Raw genomic sequence first — 16,041 nt, 5'->3', positions numbered from 1 at the left:
TCTGACATTGCCCAAAGATTTAAAAGAGCGCACAAAAGTCGCTGTTTTATGGAATATTTTCAATATTCTGTTTTCTAAAACTTCGCGCTTGATTACGTCCATTATTCTGGCCCGCATTTTATTTCCGGAAGATTTTGGGCTTTATGGTTTAACTCTGATTGTCATCCGATTTGGTCGGCGTTTAACCAATTTTGGCTTTTCGACCGTTCTGATTCAGAAAAAGGAAATTAATAAAAACGAAATAGACACGGTTTTTACGGCCAGTTTAATCATAAATCTGCTGGTGTTTACCGTGCTCTTTGTTGGAGCGCCATATTTTTCGCAATTCGTTCACAGCCAGCGCGTCATTAATCTGGTACGCGTTATTTCGATCAGCTTTATTTTAAATACATTTATCATGATTGCCGAAAGCCTTTTAAAAAGGGACTTAAATTTTAAAGGCATTTCCATTGCCCGCTCCGCGCGTTCCATTACCAGTTATTCGATCGCTATTGTCCTGGCTATCTTGCAATTTGGCGTCTGGAGTTTAATTATTGGAGAGGTGGCTTCGGTTTTCGTTAACCTGATTCTGGTGGTTATTTTTGCCCGCTTTGTGCCAAGACTCTATTTTAAACGGTCCATCTTTAAAAACCTGTACTCCTATGGCATGCGCGTTTCTTTTGTTCAATATCTAAACTATTTCATTAACAATATTGATTATCTGTTGATCGGGCGATTTTTGGGCACCGAAGCATTGGGTTATTATGAGCGGGCCTTTAATCTGATGGACATGACGCGTCGGCAAATCGGTCGTTCCATGAACGAAGCGCTTTTTTCTGCCTTTTCTAAGATCAAAGATGACGCTCAACGCGTGGTGAAAAATCTTACTCAGGTATTGAGCTACACCTCTCTGGTGGCCTATCCCATATTGATCGGGCTCATCTTTTTGGCGCCTTCACTGGTTTACAATTTGTATGGCCCCCGGTGGTTAAATACCATTGTGCCTTTACAAATTATGTGCGGCTCCGGCCTGGTCAAGACCATCATTTCCACCTTTTTTCCGGTGATCTTTGCCATGGATTTTATTAATCAAAGAATAAAAGCTCAGGTTGTTTACCTGATTTTGTTAGGCGGGGCCATCATGCTTTTTATGCCTTACGGAATCAATGGCGTAGCGGTAGCCGTGGTGCTTTCTACCCTGGTGTATGGTCTTTTGATTTTACGAATCATCCTGAAAGGCCTGCCGTTCGGCTTAAAAGAGTTCTGGACAACGCAAAAAGCGCCGGTCATGTACAGTTCGTTTCAGATTTTTTTTAGTCTGGTGGCATTAAAAATAGCGCTTCCCTATTTTGACATTAAAAGCATTCCCATGTTTTTTATCCTTGCAGGTACTTCGCTTGTTGCCCTGATTGTGGCCCATCTCATCATAAGGGATGCTACCTACAAAAACCTTTTACAGGAAATAACTTCTGTGTTGCAGAAATTCAATCGCACTAAACAAAAAGCGGTGAGTAAATGAGTGTGATATCGTTGCCCTGGGGCGCATGGTATCGGGATTCATCCCTGGATATTGAATTACCGGCTGAAGCTCATATCGATTATTACGATTTGAAAAATCAGCCACGCATGACTGAAACAGCCATTGTGGAAAAACTGGTTGATCTGGACAAAGCCATAAACCAACAAGCGCCCAAAAAAATAGTCATTGTGGTCGATGACCTGACCAGGCCAGTTAAGCTGGAGCCTTTGATTAAAGTTATTTTACAAAGGCTTCATGTTCTGGGCTTTGCAAAGCAACAAATCTCGTTTTTAGTGGGGTTGGGTTCTCACCGTCCGTTAAACAAAGCAGAAATGGCTCAAAAAATCGGACAGAGTGTTGTTGAGCAGTATCTCTGTTTAAACCACAATCCGGCAGAAACACTGGCCACCGGATTGCAATGGGGCAAAACCGAGGTTAAGATAAACAAGCACTATTTGCAAGCCGATTTCAGAATGGTAATTAGCGGCTTAACCCCCCACAGTTTTGCCGGATTTAGCGGTGGGGCTAAAATGTTGATCCCGGGTATTTCGGATCTTGAAATTATCAGCAAAACCCATAAGTCGGTTTTAATGGGCTTTATGGGTAAGCTGGGCGATGTTGAACATAATAAATTCCGGTCGGTGATAGAATCTCTTGTGGAACAGATTGGCCTGGAATATTTTATGGGTGTGGTCATTAATGCTGACCGTAGTATGGCCGATCTGTTTACCGGCGATTTTAAGGAGGCCCACCGCCAGGCGGCTGAAAAAGCGCGTCAGCTCTATTTAACTTCCGTACCTCGGGAAAAGGTTTACGACCTGCTCGTTCTCAATGCCTATCCCAAAGACACAGAATTGTTACAGGCCGAAAATGCTTTTATCCCCTTAAAATCGGCCGGGGGTTCCCTGCTCAGTGAGCAGGGAATGGTGCTGGTCACTTCGGCCTGTTCCGAAGGATTGGGGCATCACGGCCTGTTTGAACCCGGCGGGCGGCTTTACCGAAAGCCCAGGCCTTTGCGCTTTTTAAAAGGTCGAAAATTAATCTTTTATTCGCCGAACATTTCGGACGATGCATTTTATGCTGTTTTTCATTCCGACTATTTGTTGTTCAGAGAGCGAGAAAAGCTCAGCGCTTTTTTAGAACAGAATTTGCCGCGCCGACCGCGGGTAGGCGTTTTCCCTTTTGCCAGTTTACAATTAGCGAGCCGTTGAACCATGTCTATTTCAGCTATTTTATTCTTAATACTCTATTTTACGGGTCTGGTTTTAACTTTTCGGCATCCGTATTTTGGCGTGGCCACCTATATTTTTGAATGGCACAACCATCCTCCCTATCAGTGGTGGGGGAGCAGCTTGCCCGATTTTCGCTGGTCTTTTTTAATTTCCGTAGTCACGCTGGTCAGTTTGATTATTAACCGGAAAAAGCTAAAACCTCTGCACAGCGCAGATTACAAACTCATTTTCTGGCTCATCGGTTTTACGCTCTGGATGTATTTTATCAGCGCATTCTTCGCGGTTGATCCCAAGGCGAGCTTTAAAAAAGCGGAAATCTTCTACAAACTAACCATTCAAATTTTTTTAATGATGTACATCATTCGCGAGACAAAACACTTTCGTTTTATTATCTGGGTGTTGTTGTTAGGGGTGGCAAATTTCGGGCGCATCGCCTATGAACGGGGCTCGAACAGAGACCTGGGCGTCATCGCGCCCAATTCAACAGAAGAAAATGCCATTTCCGCACATGTGGCTGCCATGCTGCCCTTTTTTGGTCTCTACTTTTTAATCGGTAAAAACTGGGAGAAGGTGATTACGCTCATCTCAGTCCCTTTTCTGATCAATTTAATCATTCTGGCCAATTCAAGAGCGTCTTTTGTGGCAGTTCTGGTCATCGGTTTGCTGGCCGTTTTCTGGATTAAAGGCCGATTGCGCTGGCGCGTTATTCTAGCGCTGGTGGGTGGGGCCATTTTGGTTTTCACCCTGGCCAACGAACAATTCTGGGAACGGCAAAAGACCATCGATAATTATGAACAGGAAGGTAGCGCTTCCAGCCGCATTTACCTGTGGCGCGGAGCTATTGAAATGTGGAAAGATCATCCTATTGGAATTGGAGGCGACGGCTATCAGACGCTGGTCATGGATTATGTTCCAGAATTACGAGAGGTCATGGAAGAAAAGGGAGCGAAGACCGTCCATAATACCTTTTTCCTGGTGCTGGTAGAATGGGGCTTTGTGGGCGTTATCTTATTTTTTGGCTTTATTATTCACACATTCCTCATATTGGGCCGCATTCGGCGCGATCGCTTTAAGGCGCCGAGCTATCGCTACTATGTGGATGCCATGGCCATTCAAATGGGATTAATCGGTATTCTGGTGGCCGGAATGTTTCACAATCGGCTCTACTCAGAGGTTATTTATTGGTTTGGGGCCTTTGCCGTGGCTTTAAGAAATATTCAGGTCAATGAAATTTATGAGAATGCCGAAAAGGAATTAGCCCTGGAAGAAGTTTAATCATCATTATTAAAGGTTTAATATGTGTCAAAAGAATATTCTATTTGTGACGGTCAATTTCCCACCCAATCCATCGGTGGGAACGCGACGCGTGGCTAAAATTTTGAAATACGTGGACCACAATACATTTAATTTTTCAGTATTAACCTTAAAGGAAGAATATTACAATCAGGAGCTGGGCCAGTTGATGGGCAATCAGGCCAAGATTCCCCCATCGGTTAAAGTATTTAGAACGCACAAAAGCGATTTAACCCATCTGTTTACCTTTTTAAAACAGAGCCTGGGTTCCCTGTTAAAAAAACGAAAAAAAACCTCCGGAGCGGTTAAAATTTCAGTCGATAAAAAAAAGGCAGGAATTGTTGCGTCCTCCGGGGGGAGCTGGAAAAGTAATGTGATTGACGCCTTGCGTCGTTTTTTCTTTGCTATTTTTGAATTTCCTGATAAATATATCGGCTGGCTTCCGCACGCTGTGGCCGAAGGAATTCGGGTGATCAGACATGAAAAAATCGACATTATCTTAACCACAGCTCCCCCGCATTCGGCCTTTATTATTGCCATGATTTTAAAAAAGTTGATGCACAAAAAATTAGTGCTCGATTTTAGGGATCCCTGGGCCCTCTCGCGCTGGGATCGAGGCCATGTTTTGCGTTACCTGGCTGAGCGAGCGGTGGAAAGATTGTGCGTTAAAAGCGCCGATAAACTGTTTTTTGTTACCTCTAAAATGCGCGATGAATATTTAAAGTTGTACAAAAATGAAAAGCCGGAAAAGTTCATCCTGTTTTACAACGGGTTTGATCCCGATGATTTTGTATTGGATTCCACCCCACCGGTTGTTAACTCGGCAAAGGGAGTCTTCCGTTTTGTCCATCTGGGTACATTGTACAAACGCAGGAATCCGGAACCATTACTGGAGGCCATTCGCCAATTGCATCAGGAAAAATTGATTACGCCCGGGCAGGTCAAATTTGAGTTTATCGGAAGCGTGGTCACGGAATTAAAATTCATTTATCAAAAGGTACAAACACTACAGGTAGAGGATTACGTTGTTTTTAAACCGCCGGTGAGTTTTGCGGAAAGCATTCGAACCATGTACCAGGCAGACGCCCTGTTGTTGATTCAACCGGAAACCGACCTGCAAATTCCGGCTAAATTATTTGAATATATTTACACCGGTAAGCCCATTCTGGCCATTGCAGAGGAGAACAGCGCTACGCATCAAATTTTAAAAGGAGGAAATTTGGGACTACTGGCGCCTTCAAAAAATATCCAGGCCATTGAAGAGGCCATTCTGGCCATTTTGAATCGTTCTTATCCCTTTAATCCGGATCCGGACTACATCGACCAGTTCAATTATCAGAAATATGCCAAACAATTTGAAAAGGTTTTGAATGAACTCTAAAAAGATTCGCGTGGCTCATCTGATTAATTATCTTTCACCAGCCGGTAAAGAGATGGGCATTGTCAAGCTGCTCAACGGGATGGACAGCGAACGTTTTGAAACGTTTTTGATCGTTTTCGATCGAGTATTTGATACGTTGAATCTGGACACGGAAAAAACCAGATTGATCCCCCTGAACAAAAAAGAGGGCAACGATCCTTCTCTAATTTTAAGATTGCGGCAAACCTTTAAGAAAGAACAAATCGACATTTTGCACAGTCATTCCTGGGGCACACTATTGGAAGGCGTTTTAGGGGCTAAACTGGCCGGAGTACCGGTCATTTTGCATGGCGAGCATGGTACGTTTCACAAGGATTTCAAGAGAAAATGGATTCAGCGTTTACTCTTTAACTTAACCGATCAGTTGCTTTCGGTTTCGTCCTTACTGGCTGATGAACTGAGCCGCACTATCGGGATTAAGCGCGAAAAAATTGTTACCATCCTCAATGGGGTCGATGTAACGCGTTTTAAGCCGGACGCGCAAAAAAGAGCCAGGTACCGTAAGGAATTGCTTGCTGATGACCAGACCATCCTGATCGGTACAGTGGGCCGGCCAATGAAGGTCAAGAATCATCAGTTGATGATTCGCGCCCTGGCCGAACTTAAAAAACAAAATTTGGCAGCTAAATTTATGATCATTGGCGATACGCCCAAGTATTCTCTGGTCGAAGAATTAAAAAAATTGTCCCGCGATTTAAATCTGCAAAACGATGTGCAGTTTTTGGGCTATCGAAAAGATATTCCAGGATACCTAAATGCTTTTGATATCTTCGTCTTGCCTTCTTTAAGTGAGGGTTGTTCAAATGTCATTCAGGAAGCCATGGCCACAGGGCTGCCGGTGGTGGCCAGCAATGTTGGGGGCACGCCGGAATTAATTGACCATCGCCAGAACGGTTTACTATTTGCTTCCAATTCCGTTGAGGAGTTGAGCAAAGCGTTGCAATGGTTAATCCGGAATCCTCAGAAAGCCAGAGAATTAGGCCAGAACGCCATGCGTAAAGCAAGAGAAGAATTTTCTTTGCCGGTGATGATCCAGAATTACGAAAATCTTTATCTGCAATGGATGGAGAAAAAGAAGGTTTTTTATGCGTGATTTAATCAAAGGAGCTTTTTTTATTCTCTGGGATTTGATGGGTAAAAATAGGGAGGCATTCCGTAAAAAATGGCCTTCGGTTACCATTTTTACCTATCACTCCGTTTTGCCCGATGCGGTAAACATTACCGCTTACGAAAATCGGAATGCGGTGTCCGTTTCTGAATTTGATCGACAACTAAAATGGCTGAAAAGCGTCTTTAAAGTTATTTCGTTGAAAGAAGCTCACCGTGTGCTGACCTCCGGTGATTTGCAGGAAAACTACGCGGTTATTACCTTTGATGATGGTTACCGGAATAACTTTGAGTATGCCTGGCCGATGCTGCAAAAAAACGATCTGCCGGCTGCTTTTTTTGTAACCACCGCGCTGGTGGGGAGCAACGACTGCCTCTGGACCGACTGGGTAAATTACCTCTTATTCCGAACAGCCCAAAAGGCGGTGACCCTGGAATTTAAAGAGCATAAGTTCCATTTTACATTGCAATCAGAAAAAGAAAAAATCAGAGCTTCCTCAGCGTTACGCAAATACATGAAGACGCTCAAACGCCAGGAAGCGGATCAGTTGTTACAACAACTGAAAGCTAAAACAGAAGTGTCTACCCATCCAGTGCAGGAAGTGCCGGAACGTTACGCTTTTATGGATTGGCCTCAAATAAAACAGATGGCCGACCGGGGCATGGACATTGGTTCGCATACGCACACCCATTCTTTGTTGAGCATGCTAACCCTTCAGAGTGTAGAGCAGGAGTTGAAACGTTCGAAAACGTTGATCGAAGAACACACGTACCAGCCCTGTACATTTTTTGCCTACCCCAATGGTCAGCCGGGCGATTTTACCGGGGAACACATCGAGATCATGCGTAGTCTGGGCTTTGCCCTGGCTCTAACTCAGATCCCGGGCTACAATCAATCCGGAGATGACCTGTACCGTTTACGGCGTATTAATATCACCAGCAAAATGCACCTGCCGGTTTTTAAGGCCTATGTCTGCGGAAGCAAAAAGAGTAAATATCATAACGCGTACTGATTCGGGCGGAAGGCATGATTACATCCTTTAGGGCGCAACGGACCGTTAATCGCCATTACAAGCGCAAGACTCTACAACTCAACTATGATCAGCTCATGAGCCTGCTGGAAAAACATCTCTCCTGGTCTCCGCAGCAGATAGAGGTGCAACAGTTTTTGGAAAGGCCCTTTTCCCTGATTTTAAAGATGGCAGTCCGGAACAGACCGCAGGAATCATACTTTGTCAAACTTTACAAGGTGGTTGATCTGCCCAGGCAACGTTTCAATATTAAAAAAGAGTACGCCATCAGTCGCTACTGGTTTGAAAAGTTTAAACCCAATGTCCGTTTTCAGGTTATTGAACCGCTCTGGTTAGATGAACAGCACTTAATCATTGTCACACGTGAGAGTCCGGGCAAAAATTTACTGAGTTTGACCAACACTCTCCGCTTATTACCTTCTAATTCATGGCTCTCTCAGGTGTTGCACTTTATTGCCCAAAGCGGAGAGTGGCTAAAAATATTCCAATCCTTTCCCACTGACGATGATGTGCCCTATCTGGAAAAACCGGTAGCTGTTTCCCTGGCCTATCTGCAGGAATATTTATTGATTCGCATGCAAAAAATGGTTAAAAATCCTCACATCGCCTTTGATGCCGGCTGGCAAGAAAAGATTCTTGCCTATCTGCAAAATCAATGGCAACAGGTAGGACCAAAAAAAGATGCATTGTGTTTTACGCATACCGATTTTTCGTTGTCCAATGTTCTGGTTTCCCAAAATAGAGTAACGATTCTGGATTTTGGCAAGTGCGAGATCAATTCGCCCTACAAAGACCTGGCACGCTTTTACCATCAGCTTTACCTTTTGGGTTTTAAACCGTCCTTTCAAAAACAGGTGGTGCGTAAAATGCAGCAGGCCTTTCTGGAAGGCTATGGCGATCCGCAGGCGAATCAGCATCCCCTGTTTAAAATCTTCTTTCTTATTCATCAGGTAACGCATTTAGGTAAAATTTCCCGTTTCTGGGAGCATGGCTTAATTGAAAATGTGTACAATCGCTATCTGGCGAAACAGGTTCTAAAAGACTTAAAGGAAACGGTGCAGCAATGACTGTAATGAGTAAACTGAAACGTTTGCGTTCGCTTTCCATGGACGAAATCCGCTTTCGGCTGGGCGAAAAGTTGATTATTGCCCGCGAGAGAAAACATCTGAAAGACCGTGTGAAGGCCTATTATTCCGATGATTTTAATCTTTTCTCAGAAGAGCATGCCTCTTTACAAAAAGTATTTCAATCTAATGAAATTGTTACCCTCAGTCTGGATCGGCGCTATTTCAGAACCCTTGCCGATCCTCTTGATGCGGACAAGGCTGCCATATTCAAAAAACAATTTCCGGAAAAGTTTGCTTTAAGCATCGACCGGGCCGAAAAATTTTTGCAAAATCGCTTTCAATTTTTAGGGGTTTCCTTCCAGTTGCCTGATCCCATTCCCTGGCAATCCGATCCGGTTTCTTTGAAGCCTTTTCCTACTGGCTTTTACGAAGATATTGATATTTTTACCAATCAGAATCCAGGCGATGTAAAACACGTGTGGGAAGTGAATCGGTTGCAGTTTTTAATTGAAATTGCCAAAGCCTATTATCTGACCGGGGATGTCCGGTACCAGAAAAAGGTAGACGATTTGATTTCTGATTGGTACCGCAAAAATCCTTTTCAGACCGGAATTGCCTGGGCCAGCGCCCTGGAAGTAGGAGTGCGTGCCCTGGCCCTGATCTGGACGCTCTATTTTTATTCCGCAGGTCAGCGGCCCAATCCGGACACGATGCGCACCATTTTAAAAATTTTGTACTGGAGCGCCAGACACCTGAACGATCATCTTTCCCTTTACTTTAGCCCTTACAACCATTTAATCGGCGAAACGGCTGCGCTGTTTGCGATTGGATTTTTGTTTCCGGTATTTAAAGAGGCCGATGGTTGGGCGTCCAGAGCGCTACAGATTTTAAACGATCAGGTAGAAAAGCAATTTCATGCGGATGGTGGCAGCGTGGAACAGGCCACCTTTTATCACCATTTTACCCTGGGCTTTTATCTGCAAACCATATCCCTGCTCAAACACAATGGCCAAACGGTTCCGCAAAAGATGCTGCGCCGTGTGGAAAAGGCCCTTGAGTTTTCCATGTACATGATGCGGCCCGATGGCGCCTTGCCCTTCATAGGCGATATCGACGATGCGCGATCCATCTATTTTTCTGATCCAACAAACTGGGATTTTCGTTCGTATCAATGTTTTGGCGCGGCGTGGTTTGAGCGTGAAGATATGAAATTTATGTCCGGCGGTTTGCAAGAGGACGCTTTCTGGATGCTGTCTGAGGAGGAAAAAGCGTGTTTTGCTAAGCTGGGAGAAAAGGCACCGCATTCCCAAAATATTATTCTCAAACATTCCGGTTACTACATCTTTCGTTCAGGATTTAAAGCCGATGCCCATTTTTCCTTTATGGATGCCGGGCCCCTGGCGGATGGCGTTTTCCATGACGAAAGGTCATCGGCGGCCCATGGTCATGCCGATCTGCTGGCCATCGAAATTGCCCCATTTGGCGAATCGTTATTGATTGACCCCGGTTTTTCAAATTATCGGGGGGCGTATGATTGGCACAGCTATTTTCGCAGCACGGCTGCCCACAACACGCTGACCATCAACAGGCAGTCGCAGGCCAAGCAAACAGGCATTTTAAAGTGGAGCTTTGCTCCCAGGTTCAAGGTGCTGCGCACGGTAGGGCAGGAGCGTCTGGCCCTTGTGGAAGCTGAACATTACGGTTTTCAGCGCTTACCCCATGCGCCGGTGCATCGGCGACTCTTTGCCTTTGTGGACCAAACCTTCTGGCTGGCCATCGATTCCCTGTTTGCTCAGGATGCATTTTCCGCAACAGTGCAGTGGTATTTCCATTTTAATCAAAAAACAAAAGTTGCATTTGAACAACAGAACAGAGAATTTAGAGTTCAGGGACCGGGCGCAGGCCTGCAACTCCTTTTTGAACCTCTGTTTTCCGCTGAGTGGCAGCAGCATATCTTTGAAGGAGGTCAGGAGCCGCAAGAGGGCTGGATTTCGCCCACCTATCGAGCCAGGACGCCGGCTCCGCTGCTGGAAATAACGGCCGAAACCGCTTTCCCGCTGCAGGCTCTTACATTGTTTTTGCCGACACGCAAAGAGGAGCAGTGGCAAATTCGTCGCAGCAGGGGAGGCATAGAACTGCAATTTGAAAAACAGATGTACAGAATTGAGACGGATGAGGCCATTACGCTACAGATCGGGGAGGAAACCATTTCGTTAGTAACCAGGGTGGGGTGATTCAGGAGGCAACCGTAGAGCGGGGGAGTAGTCCTCACCCCCTGGCCCTCTCCCCCTAACGAAAAATCGGGAGAGGGGGAAAATCGGAATGACAGACGAGGCCAATCAATTAATCAATCATTTAACCAATCACTAAAGGAGCTTAAAACGGTGAAGGACAAACAGATAAAAGTACTGGAGATTTCTTCCTATCCACCCCCGCGTGCCGGTTGGGGGATGCGCATCTATTTTCTGAAGCAGGAAATGGAAAAACAGGGCCACATTTGTGAAGTACTCAACACCGGTAAGGGCCGCTTTTTAACCGGTCGCGATTTTATTCCGGTATTTAGCGGGCTGGATTATGTTAAAAAGGTATTTAAATACCGGCTAAAGGGCTATTTAATCCACATGCATTTAAACGGCGATTCGCCCAAGGGATTTGTGTTGACGACTCTGGCTCTGCTTATTTCGTTGTTGACATTTCGGCGTCCGGTGATTACTTTTCACGCCGGTCCGGTACAAAAATATTTTCCGCAATTTAAAGCGCCTTTATTAACGCCGCTGTACAAATTTATCTTTACAGCGCCACGTCACATTATTTGCAATAACGAAGCGGTTAAAGAAAAGATCGTGGGGTATGGAATTAATTCGGACAAAATTATCCCCATCCAGGCTTTCAGTAAGCAGTACCTGAATTTTGAGAAAGTGGAACTAAAACCGCAAGTGGAACAATTTTTTGCCGAACACGATCCGGTCATCTGTAGCTATGTGTTTTTCAGACCGGAATTTTTCATTGAAGACATGATTCATGCCGTGGCCAAATTGGTAGAAACCTACCCCAAATTTGGGCTGATCATCATGGGCTCTGATTTAGGCTCTGAGGAAATTCGGGCGCTCATTAAACAATTGGGGATTGAAGAGCATGTGATTCTGGCCGGCGATCAGGATCATGACGCCTTTTTAACCATCATGACGCGCTCCAAACTGTACCTGCGAACTCCTTTTAAGGATGGCATTGCCTCTTCTGTGCTGGAAGCCCTGGCGTTAAAAGTGCCTGTGGTGGCCTGCGACAATGGGAGTCGCCCACCGGGCACAGTCACTTATGAGAATCGTAATGTGCAGGACATGGTGGGAAAAGTGCGTTATGTGCTGGAAAATCACGAACAGGTTGTCCAGCAAATTACGCCCCCGGAAATTAAAGACACGATTGTAGATGAAATAAAGGTGCTCGGTTTATGAAAATTTTGTATCACCACCGAACTCTGGGCGACGGAGCCGAAGGCATTCACATTCAATCCATTGTCAATGGCTTAATTCAGCTTGGGCATCAGGTTATGGTGGTCTCGTTAGTGGGCGAAAAAACGCAATTTCGTAAAGCGCAGGATGCCAGGGAGTCGCGCTGGGATTGGATTAAAAATCGTATTCCCGGCCCGGTTTACGAACTGGCTGAAGTGGCTTACAACATCAAGGGCAAACGCATGTTGCAAAAAGCAATTAATGACTTTAAACCGGATATTATTTACGATCGGTATGCGCATTTCAGTTTTGCTGCTTTATGGGCTGCCAAAAAGAACAATCTGCCCCTCATTCTGGAAGTGAATTCGCCTTACTCTATCCAGAAACGGCAGTGGGAAAAATTGTACTTTCCCTGGCTGTCGCAATATGGTGAAAAGAAGATTTTTAATGCCGCCCCGCATGTGATTGTGGTTTCCACGCCTTTAAAAAAGATTGTGATGGATTATGGTGTGCCGGAAGAAAAGATCACGGTGTTGCCCAATGGTACGGATCCAGAGCGCTTCAATCCGAATATTGACGACAGACCGTTACGCAAAAAACTGAATCTGGAAGGCAAGATTGTACTGGGTTTTGTGGGAATATTACGTCGCTGGCACAATATTGATAAACTGATTACCGTGTTAGAAGATTTGAATCTGCCTAAACTGAACGCCACCATGATCTTTTTAGGCGACGGCCCCAGTTATCAGGAACTGGTGGAATTTAACCTGGAAAAAGGCCAAGAAGCGTGGATCCGCTTCTTGGGGCGTATTCCTCATGCCGAAATTCAGCAATACATTGCCATGATGGATATTGCGATTAGCCCCCATGCCACGCCGTATTCTTCGCCTATGAAAATTCTGGAATACATGGCCATGGAGAAAGCCATTTTGGCCCCGGACATGGAAAATATCCGCGACATTTTAAGGAATGGTGAAAATGCCCTGCTTTTCAAAGCGGATGATTCTGAATCTTTGAAGGAAAATCTGCTGCGCCTGATCAAGGATGCGGATTTGCGGCAGCGGTTGGGGAAAACCGCCCGGCAGGACGTGATCAAAAATTTTACCTGGTTGGGTAATGCACAGAAAACAGCGGAAATTGCCCAGAGACTTATTGAGGCTAAAAAATAAAATGAACTCTGGCATTGCTTTTGCTTTTAATTAACTTAAATGCTAGCAAAGGCCAGTAAAATCAAAAAGTTTAGGAAACGATGATTAAGAATGTTGTAAATTTGTGTCTAATTTTTACATTAATTTTAGCCCTTACAGGCGCTGTTTCTGCCTTTACCCCAAAATCCGATTCTCCATTGGCCCGGCATGAACATCCGCGGTTGCACATTACCGTTGACAAATTGCCTTTCTGGCGAGAAGTGCTTTCTCAGGAGTACAGAAATGAGTATCAGGATTACGTGAACTGGGCTGCTGAGATGTCGGACAATGATGATTACAATGTCCTGGGTGAAGCGGGGCATGATCCCCTGCGTGCCGTGATGGTACACCAGGCCTTCATCGCTGCCATCGGCCAGGTGCAGGGTATCAATTATCCCATTCCAATTGAAAAATATGCTGAGAGGGCAATCAACAGCCTTATCCGCCGCTTAAAAGCCGGAGATGAACTGGCTTATGTCGCCGCCTTAACCTATGATTGGACGTACCATTACATGACAGAGGCCCAGCGCAAAGAAATCGCCGATATGGTTCGCGACAGGCCTGTTACGCACAAGGTCTTTGACGTCAGTTTAAGTAATCCTGTTTTTACCCCGGAGCAAATGTTCAGCAGTAAATACTATGAGGGCTGTTATCCCTGGTACATTGGGCTGGCTTTCTGGGGCGACGGGCTAATTGATCAGGAAGCGGATCAGGCGCTGGAAAGTTTTGATCAGGTGATGCTCAATTACGGCTATCTCGATGCTCATAATTTTGTAGCCGGAAATAGTGGCGGTTGGTCGGAGTGGATCGGTTATTCCAGCTGGCATCCGCGCACCCATTTTTTGAATATAGATGCCTGGTACACGGCTACAGGGCAGGATTACATTTCTCAAACTTCAACCGTAAACGGCAATGCCATAGCCAATTATCCCAGGTTCATGTATTACATGTTGGACCCGCACAAATATTTTAATGAACATTATTCGTACATTCGCACCGGTATTGCCGAGGCAACCGATCCTTCTTTTGAACATCGCTCCATGCGCGAGCAAATGTATGCGCTGCCGCGCATATTGGATCAGGTGGGGTTGAGTGACCAGGCCGGCCTATTGCGCCATTTTATTGAAACGTACGACGTACAGTGGGGCAGTTACGAACATCACTACCTGTGGGGATTTTTAGGGCTCCATCGTTCGGTAGAGGAAAAATTGCCTGAGCAATTAAATTTAGGGCATTCGTTGTGGGCCAAACATTTAGGCATTTTTGCAGCCCGCACCGGTTTTGATAATCCGGCTGATGGCGTTTTTATGGTTATGGATGGACATTACCGCTTTGAAGGTCACGGTGGGGCGGATGATACCCCCGGTTTTGCCCTGGCCAAATTTGGCGAGCTGGTCAACACACGTAATGTGGCGCATCGCGGTTATGGCAACCTGGATGATTATCTGGGAGCGCATAAGAACAATATCATCTATTTTGAAGGCGGCCACACAGTAGAACACAAATCCATGGCCGATCCGTCCGATCTGCAGGCAGCGGTTAACGGTCAGGGGGACTACGATTGGGGCGGCATTGAACAGGTGACACAAAGGGACGGAATCTTTTACCATGTTCGCGTCAACCGCTCGCCCATGTTTCAGCAAGGTGTGGAACATGTCCGTGAATATGTTTGGTTTCCGGGTGAAAATCCGGCCACCGATTCTGATTTTTTGGTTGTCTTTGATCGGACGGTTGCACCGTCCAACCCGCAATGGGTGTATCATGTCCCCTGGAAACCGGAAGCCTTGAATTATCAGTCCTCAGAGGACCTGACCACAGGTTCCGGCACCAGCGATCGTATTGGAACGGCCTACATTGGTCCTCAGGTGATCATTAAGGAGTTCAATGGCCTGGGGGGTGAAAAAGACGGCGATGGTGGAGACGGCGATTATGTGGGGGGCGCCAATGCCCATGGCGTTGTATTTTGTAAAACTATTTTACCAGAACAAGCCAGGGTTGAGGTGACGCGTGTGGCACGCTTCGATAGCGATGTCATGAAACGCCAACACCATCTGGCCATTAAAACCCATCGCTGGCAGGTCTCTGTAAAACCGACGAGTTTCAGCCAGGAGCAACTCTTTTTAAATGTCTTTCAAGCGGCAGATGCCAATACCACGCCGGAAATGACCGAACTTCAATCCATACGCAGTGGCAACGTGATGCAGGGCGTCTTCATCCAGAGAGAGAGTGCGTCTCGTCCAAACATTCTGACATTATTCTATCAGAAAGATAGTTTAAACACTGGAACGGTGACTTACAATATCAATGGCCAGGGCCGAACCATCCATGTGATTAGCGGTCTATTGCCCGATATGGTTTACGAAATTACACGCATGTATGGCTCGCAAAGTGAAAATTTCATGGCCCGCAGTGAACGTTCCATGCAAACCTGGGATTACAAAGGTCAGCGCAATCTGATCAAATCGGGCGTACTCTACTTTGAAACCGACATAAACGGTTCTGAAACCTACATTGTCAATCCTTTGGGCAATCGTGACGGCCAACCGCCGGCCAAACCGAAAGGTTTGCGATTGAAATAATCCTGGAATATTAATGTGTTAAAGGGGGCCGTGGGTAGCCCTCATCCCTCAGCCCCCTCGCCCCGAAAATCGGGATAAAAGTGGAAATTGAAACTCCCGGTATACACAGGCTTTAAGCCTGCTAATTGTTATTTCGTCCTTACATCAGTCTCGAGCTAAAGCTTGAGTTACGCTGTTC

General features: G+C 45.7%; 11 protein-coding genes. All 11 read left to right on the top strand.

The window, feature by feature from the left end:
- The first annotated feature begins 7 nt into the window (after positions 1 to 7).
- Positions 8 to 1,498 carry a lipopolysaccharide biosynthesis protein gene (locus tag ACWB0I_RS15750; protein ID WP_479389034.1) on the top strand — a complete coding sequence of 497 codons (1,491 nt, stop codon included), beginning with the start codon at positions 8 to 10 and terminating at the stop codon, positions 1,496 to 1,498.
- Complete coding sequence (locus ACWB0I_RS15745; protein WP_479389033.1) at positions 1,495 to 2,709, top strand: lactate racemase domain-containing protein; 1,215 nt, start codon at positions 1,495 to 1,497, stop codon at positions 2,707 to 2,709. The genes ACWB0I_RS15750 and ACWB0I_RS15745 overlap by 4 nt, the downstream gene beginning before the upstream one ends.
- 3 nt (positions 2,710 to 2,712) lie before the next feature.
- Positions 2,713 to 4,005: an O-antigen ligase family protein gene (locus ACWB0I_RS15740; RefSeq protein ID WP_479389032.1), complete on the top strand. Its 1,293-nt coding sequence runs from the start codon at positions 2,713 to 2,715 to the stop codon at positions 4,003 to 4,005.
- A 22-nt stretch (positions 4,006 to 4,027) separates the two neighbouring features.
- Entirely contained in the window at positions 4,028 to 5,404 is a 1,377-nt protein-coding gene (locus tag ACWB0I_RS15735; RefSeq protein WP_479389031.1) for a glycosyltransferase family 4 protein, read from the top strand.
- On the top strand, positions 5,394 to 6,536 hold the full coding sequence (locus tag ACWB0I_RS15730) for a glycosyltransferase (RefSeq protein WP_479389030.1): 1,143 nt from the start codon (positions 5,394 to 5,396) through the stop codon (positions 6,534 to 6,536). The genes ACWB0I_RS15735 and ACWB0I_RS15730 overlap by 11 nt, the downstream gene beginning before the upstream one ends.
- The gene (locus ACWB0I_RS15725) at positions 6,529 to 7,563 is read left to right on the top strand and encodes a polysaccharide deacetylase family protein (RefSeq protein ID WP_479389029.1); all 1,035 of its coding nucleotides are present in this window, start codon (positions 6,529 to 6,531) and stop codon (positions 7,561 to 7,563) included. The genes ACWB0I_RS15730 and ACWB0I_RS15725 overlap by 8 nt, the downstream gene beginning before the upstream one ends.
- A 14-nt stretch (positions 7,564 to 7,577) precedes the next feature.
- Positions 7,578 to 8,648, top strand: coding sequence for a phosphotransferase (locus ACWB0I_RS15720; protein WP_479389028.1), 1,071 nt, complete (start codon positions 7,578 to 7,580; stop codon positions 8,646 to 8,648).
- Between the two features lie 5 nt (positions 8,649 to 8,653).
- Positions 8,654 to 10,882, top strand: coding sequence for an alginate lyase family protein (locus tag ACWB0I_RS15715; RefSeq protein WP_479389027.1), 2,229 nt, complete (start codon positions 8,654 to 8,656; stop codon positions 10,880 to 10,882).
- A 150-nt stretch (positions 10,883 to 11,032) separates the two neighbouring features.
- Positions 11,033 to 12,100, top strand: coding sequence for a glycosyltransferase (locus ACWB0I_RS15710; RefSeq protein ID WP_479389026.1), 1,068 nt, complete (start codon positions 11,033 to 11,035; stop codon positions 12,098 to 12,100).
- Positions 12,097 to 13,266 (top strand): glycosyltransferase family 4 protein, encoded by a 1,170-nt coding sequence (locus ACWB0I_RS15705; RefSeq protein WP_479389025.1) that lies wholly within the window; start codon positions 12,097 to 12,099, stop codon positions 13,264 to 13,266. The genes ACWB0I_RS15710 and ACWB0I_RS15705 overlap by 4 nt, the downstream gene beginning before the upstream one ends.
- A gap of 80 nt (positions 13,267 to 13,346) precedes the next feature.
- The gene (locus ACWB0I_RS15700; protein ID WP_479389024.1) at positions 13,347 to 15,863 is read left to right on the top strand and encodes a hypothetical protein; all 2,517 of its coding nucleotides are present in this window, start codon (positions 13,347 to 13,349) and stop codon (positions 15,861 to 15,863) included.
- Positions 15,864 to 16,041: the final 178 nt, after the last annotated feature.

This window comes from Caldithrix sp. (assembly GCF_056497305.1).
The sequence above is the reverse complement of the archived record's forward strand: the minus strand, read 5'-3'. Positions and strand labels throughout refer to the sequence as shown.

Bases quoted from the DNA above. Each gene is read 5' to 3' on its own strand.
- ACWB0I_RS15735 (WP_479389031.1), top strand. From the start codon at position 4,028: ATGTGTCAAAAGAATATTCTATTTGTGACGGTCAATTTCCCACCCAAT.
- ACWB0I_RS15730 (WP_479389030.1), top strand. From the start codon at position 5,394: ATGAACTCTAAAAAGATTCGCGTGGCTCATCTGATTAATTATCTTTCA.
- ACWB0I_RS15720 (WP_479389028.1), top strand. From the start codon at position 7,578: ATGATTACATCCTTTAGGGCGCAACGGACCGTTAATCGCCATTACAAG.
- ACWB0I_RS15700 (WP_479389024.1), top strand. From the start codon at position 13,347: ATGATTAAGAATGTTGTAAATTTGTGTCTAATTTTTACATTAATTTTA.
- ACWB0I_RS15745 (WP_479389033.1), top strand. From the start codon at position 1,495: ATGAGTGTGATATCGTTGCCCTGGGGCGCATGGTATCGGGATTCATCC.
- ACWB0I_RS15725 (WP_479389029.1), top strand. From the start codon at position 6,529: ATGCGTGATTTAATCAAAGGAGCTTTTTTTATTCTCTGGGATTTGATG.
- ACWB0I_RS15740 (WP_479389032.1), top strand. From the start codon at position 2,713: ATGTCTATTTCAGCTATTTTATTCTTAATACTCTATTTTACGGGTCTG.
- ACWB0I_RS15705 (WP_479389025.1), top strand. From the start codon at position 12,097: ATGAAAATTTTGTATCACCACCGAACTCTGGGCGACGGAGCCGAAGGC.
- ACWB0I_RS15715 (WP_479389027.1), top strand. From the start codon at position 8,654: ATGAGTAAACTGAAACGTTTGCGTTCGCTTTCCATGGACGAAATCCGC.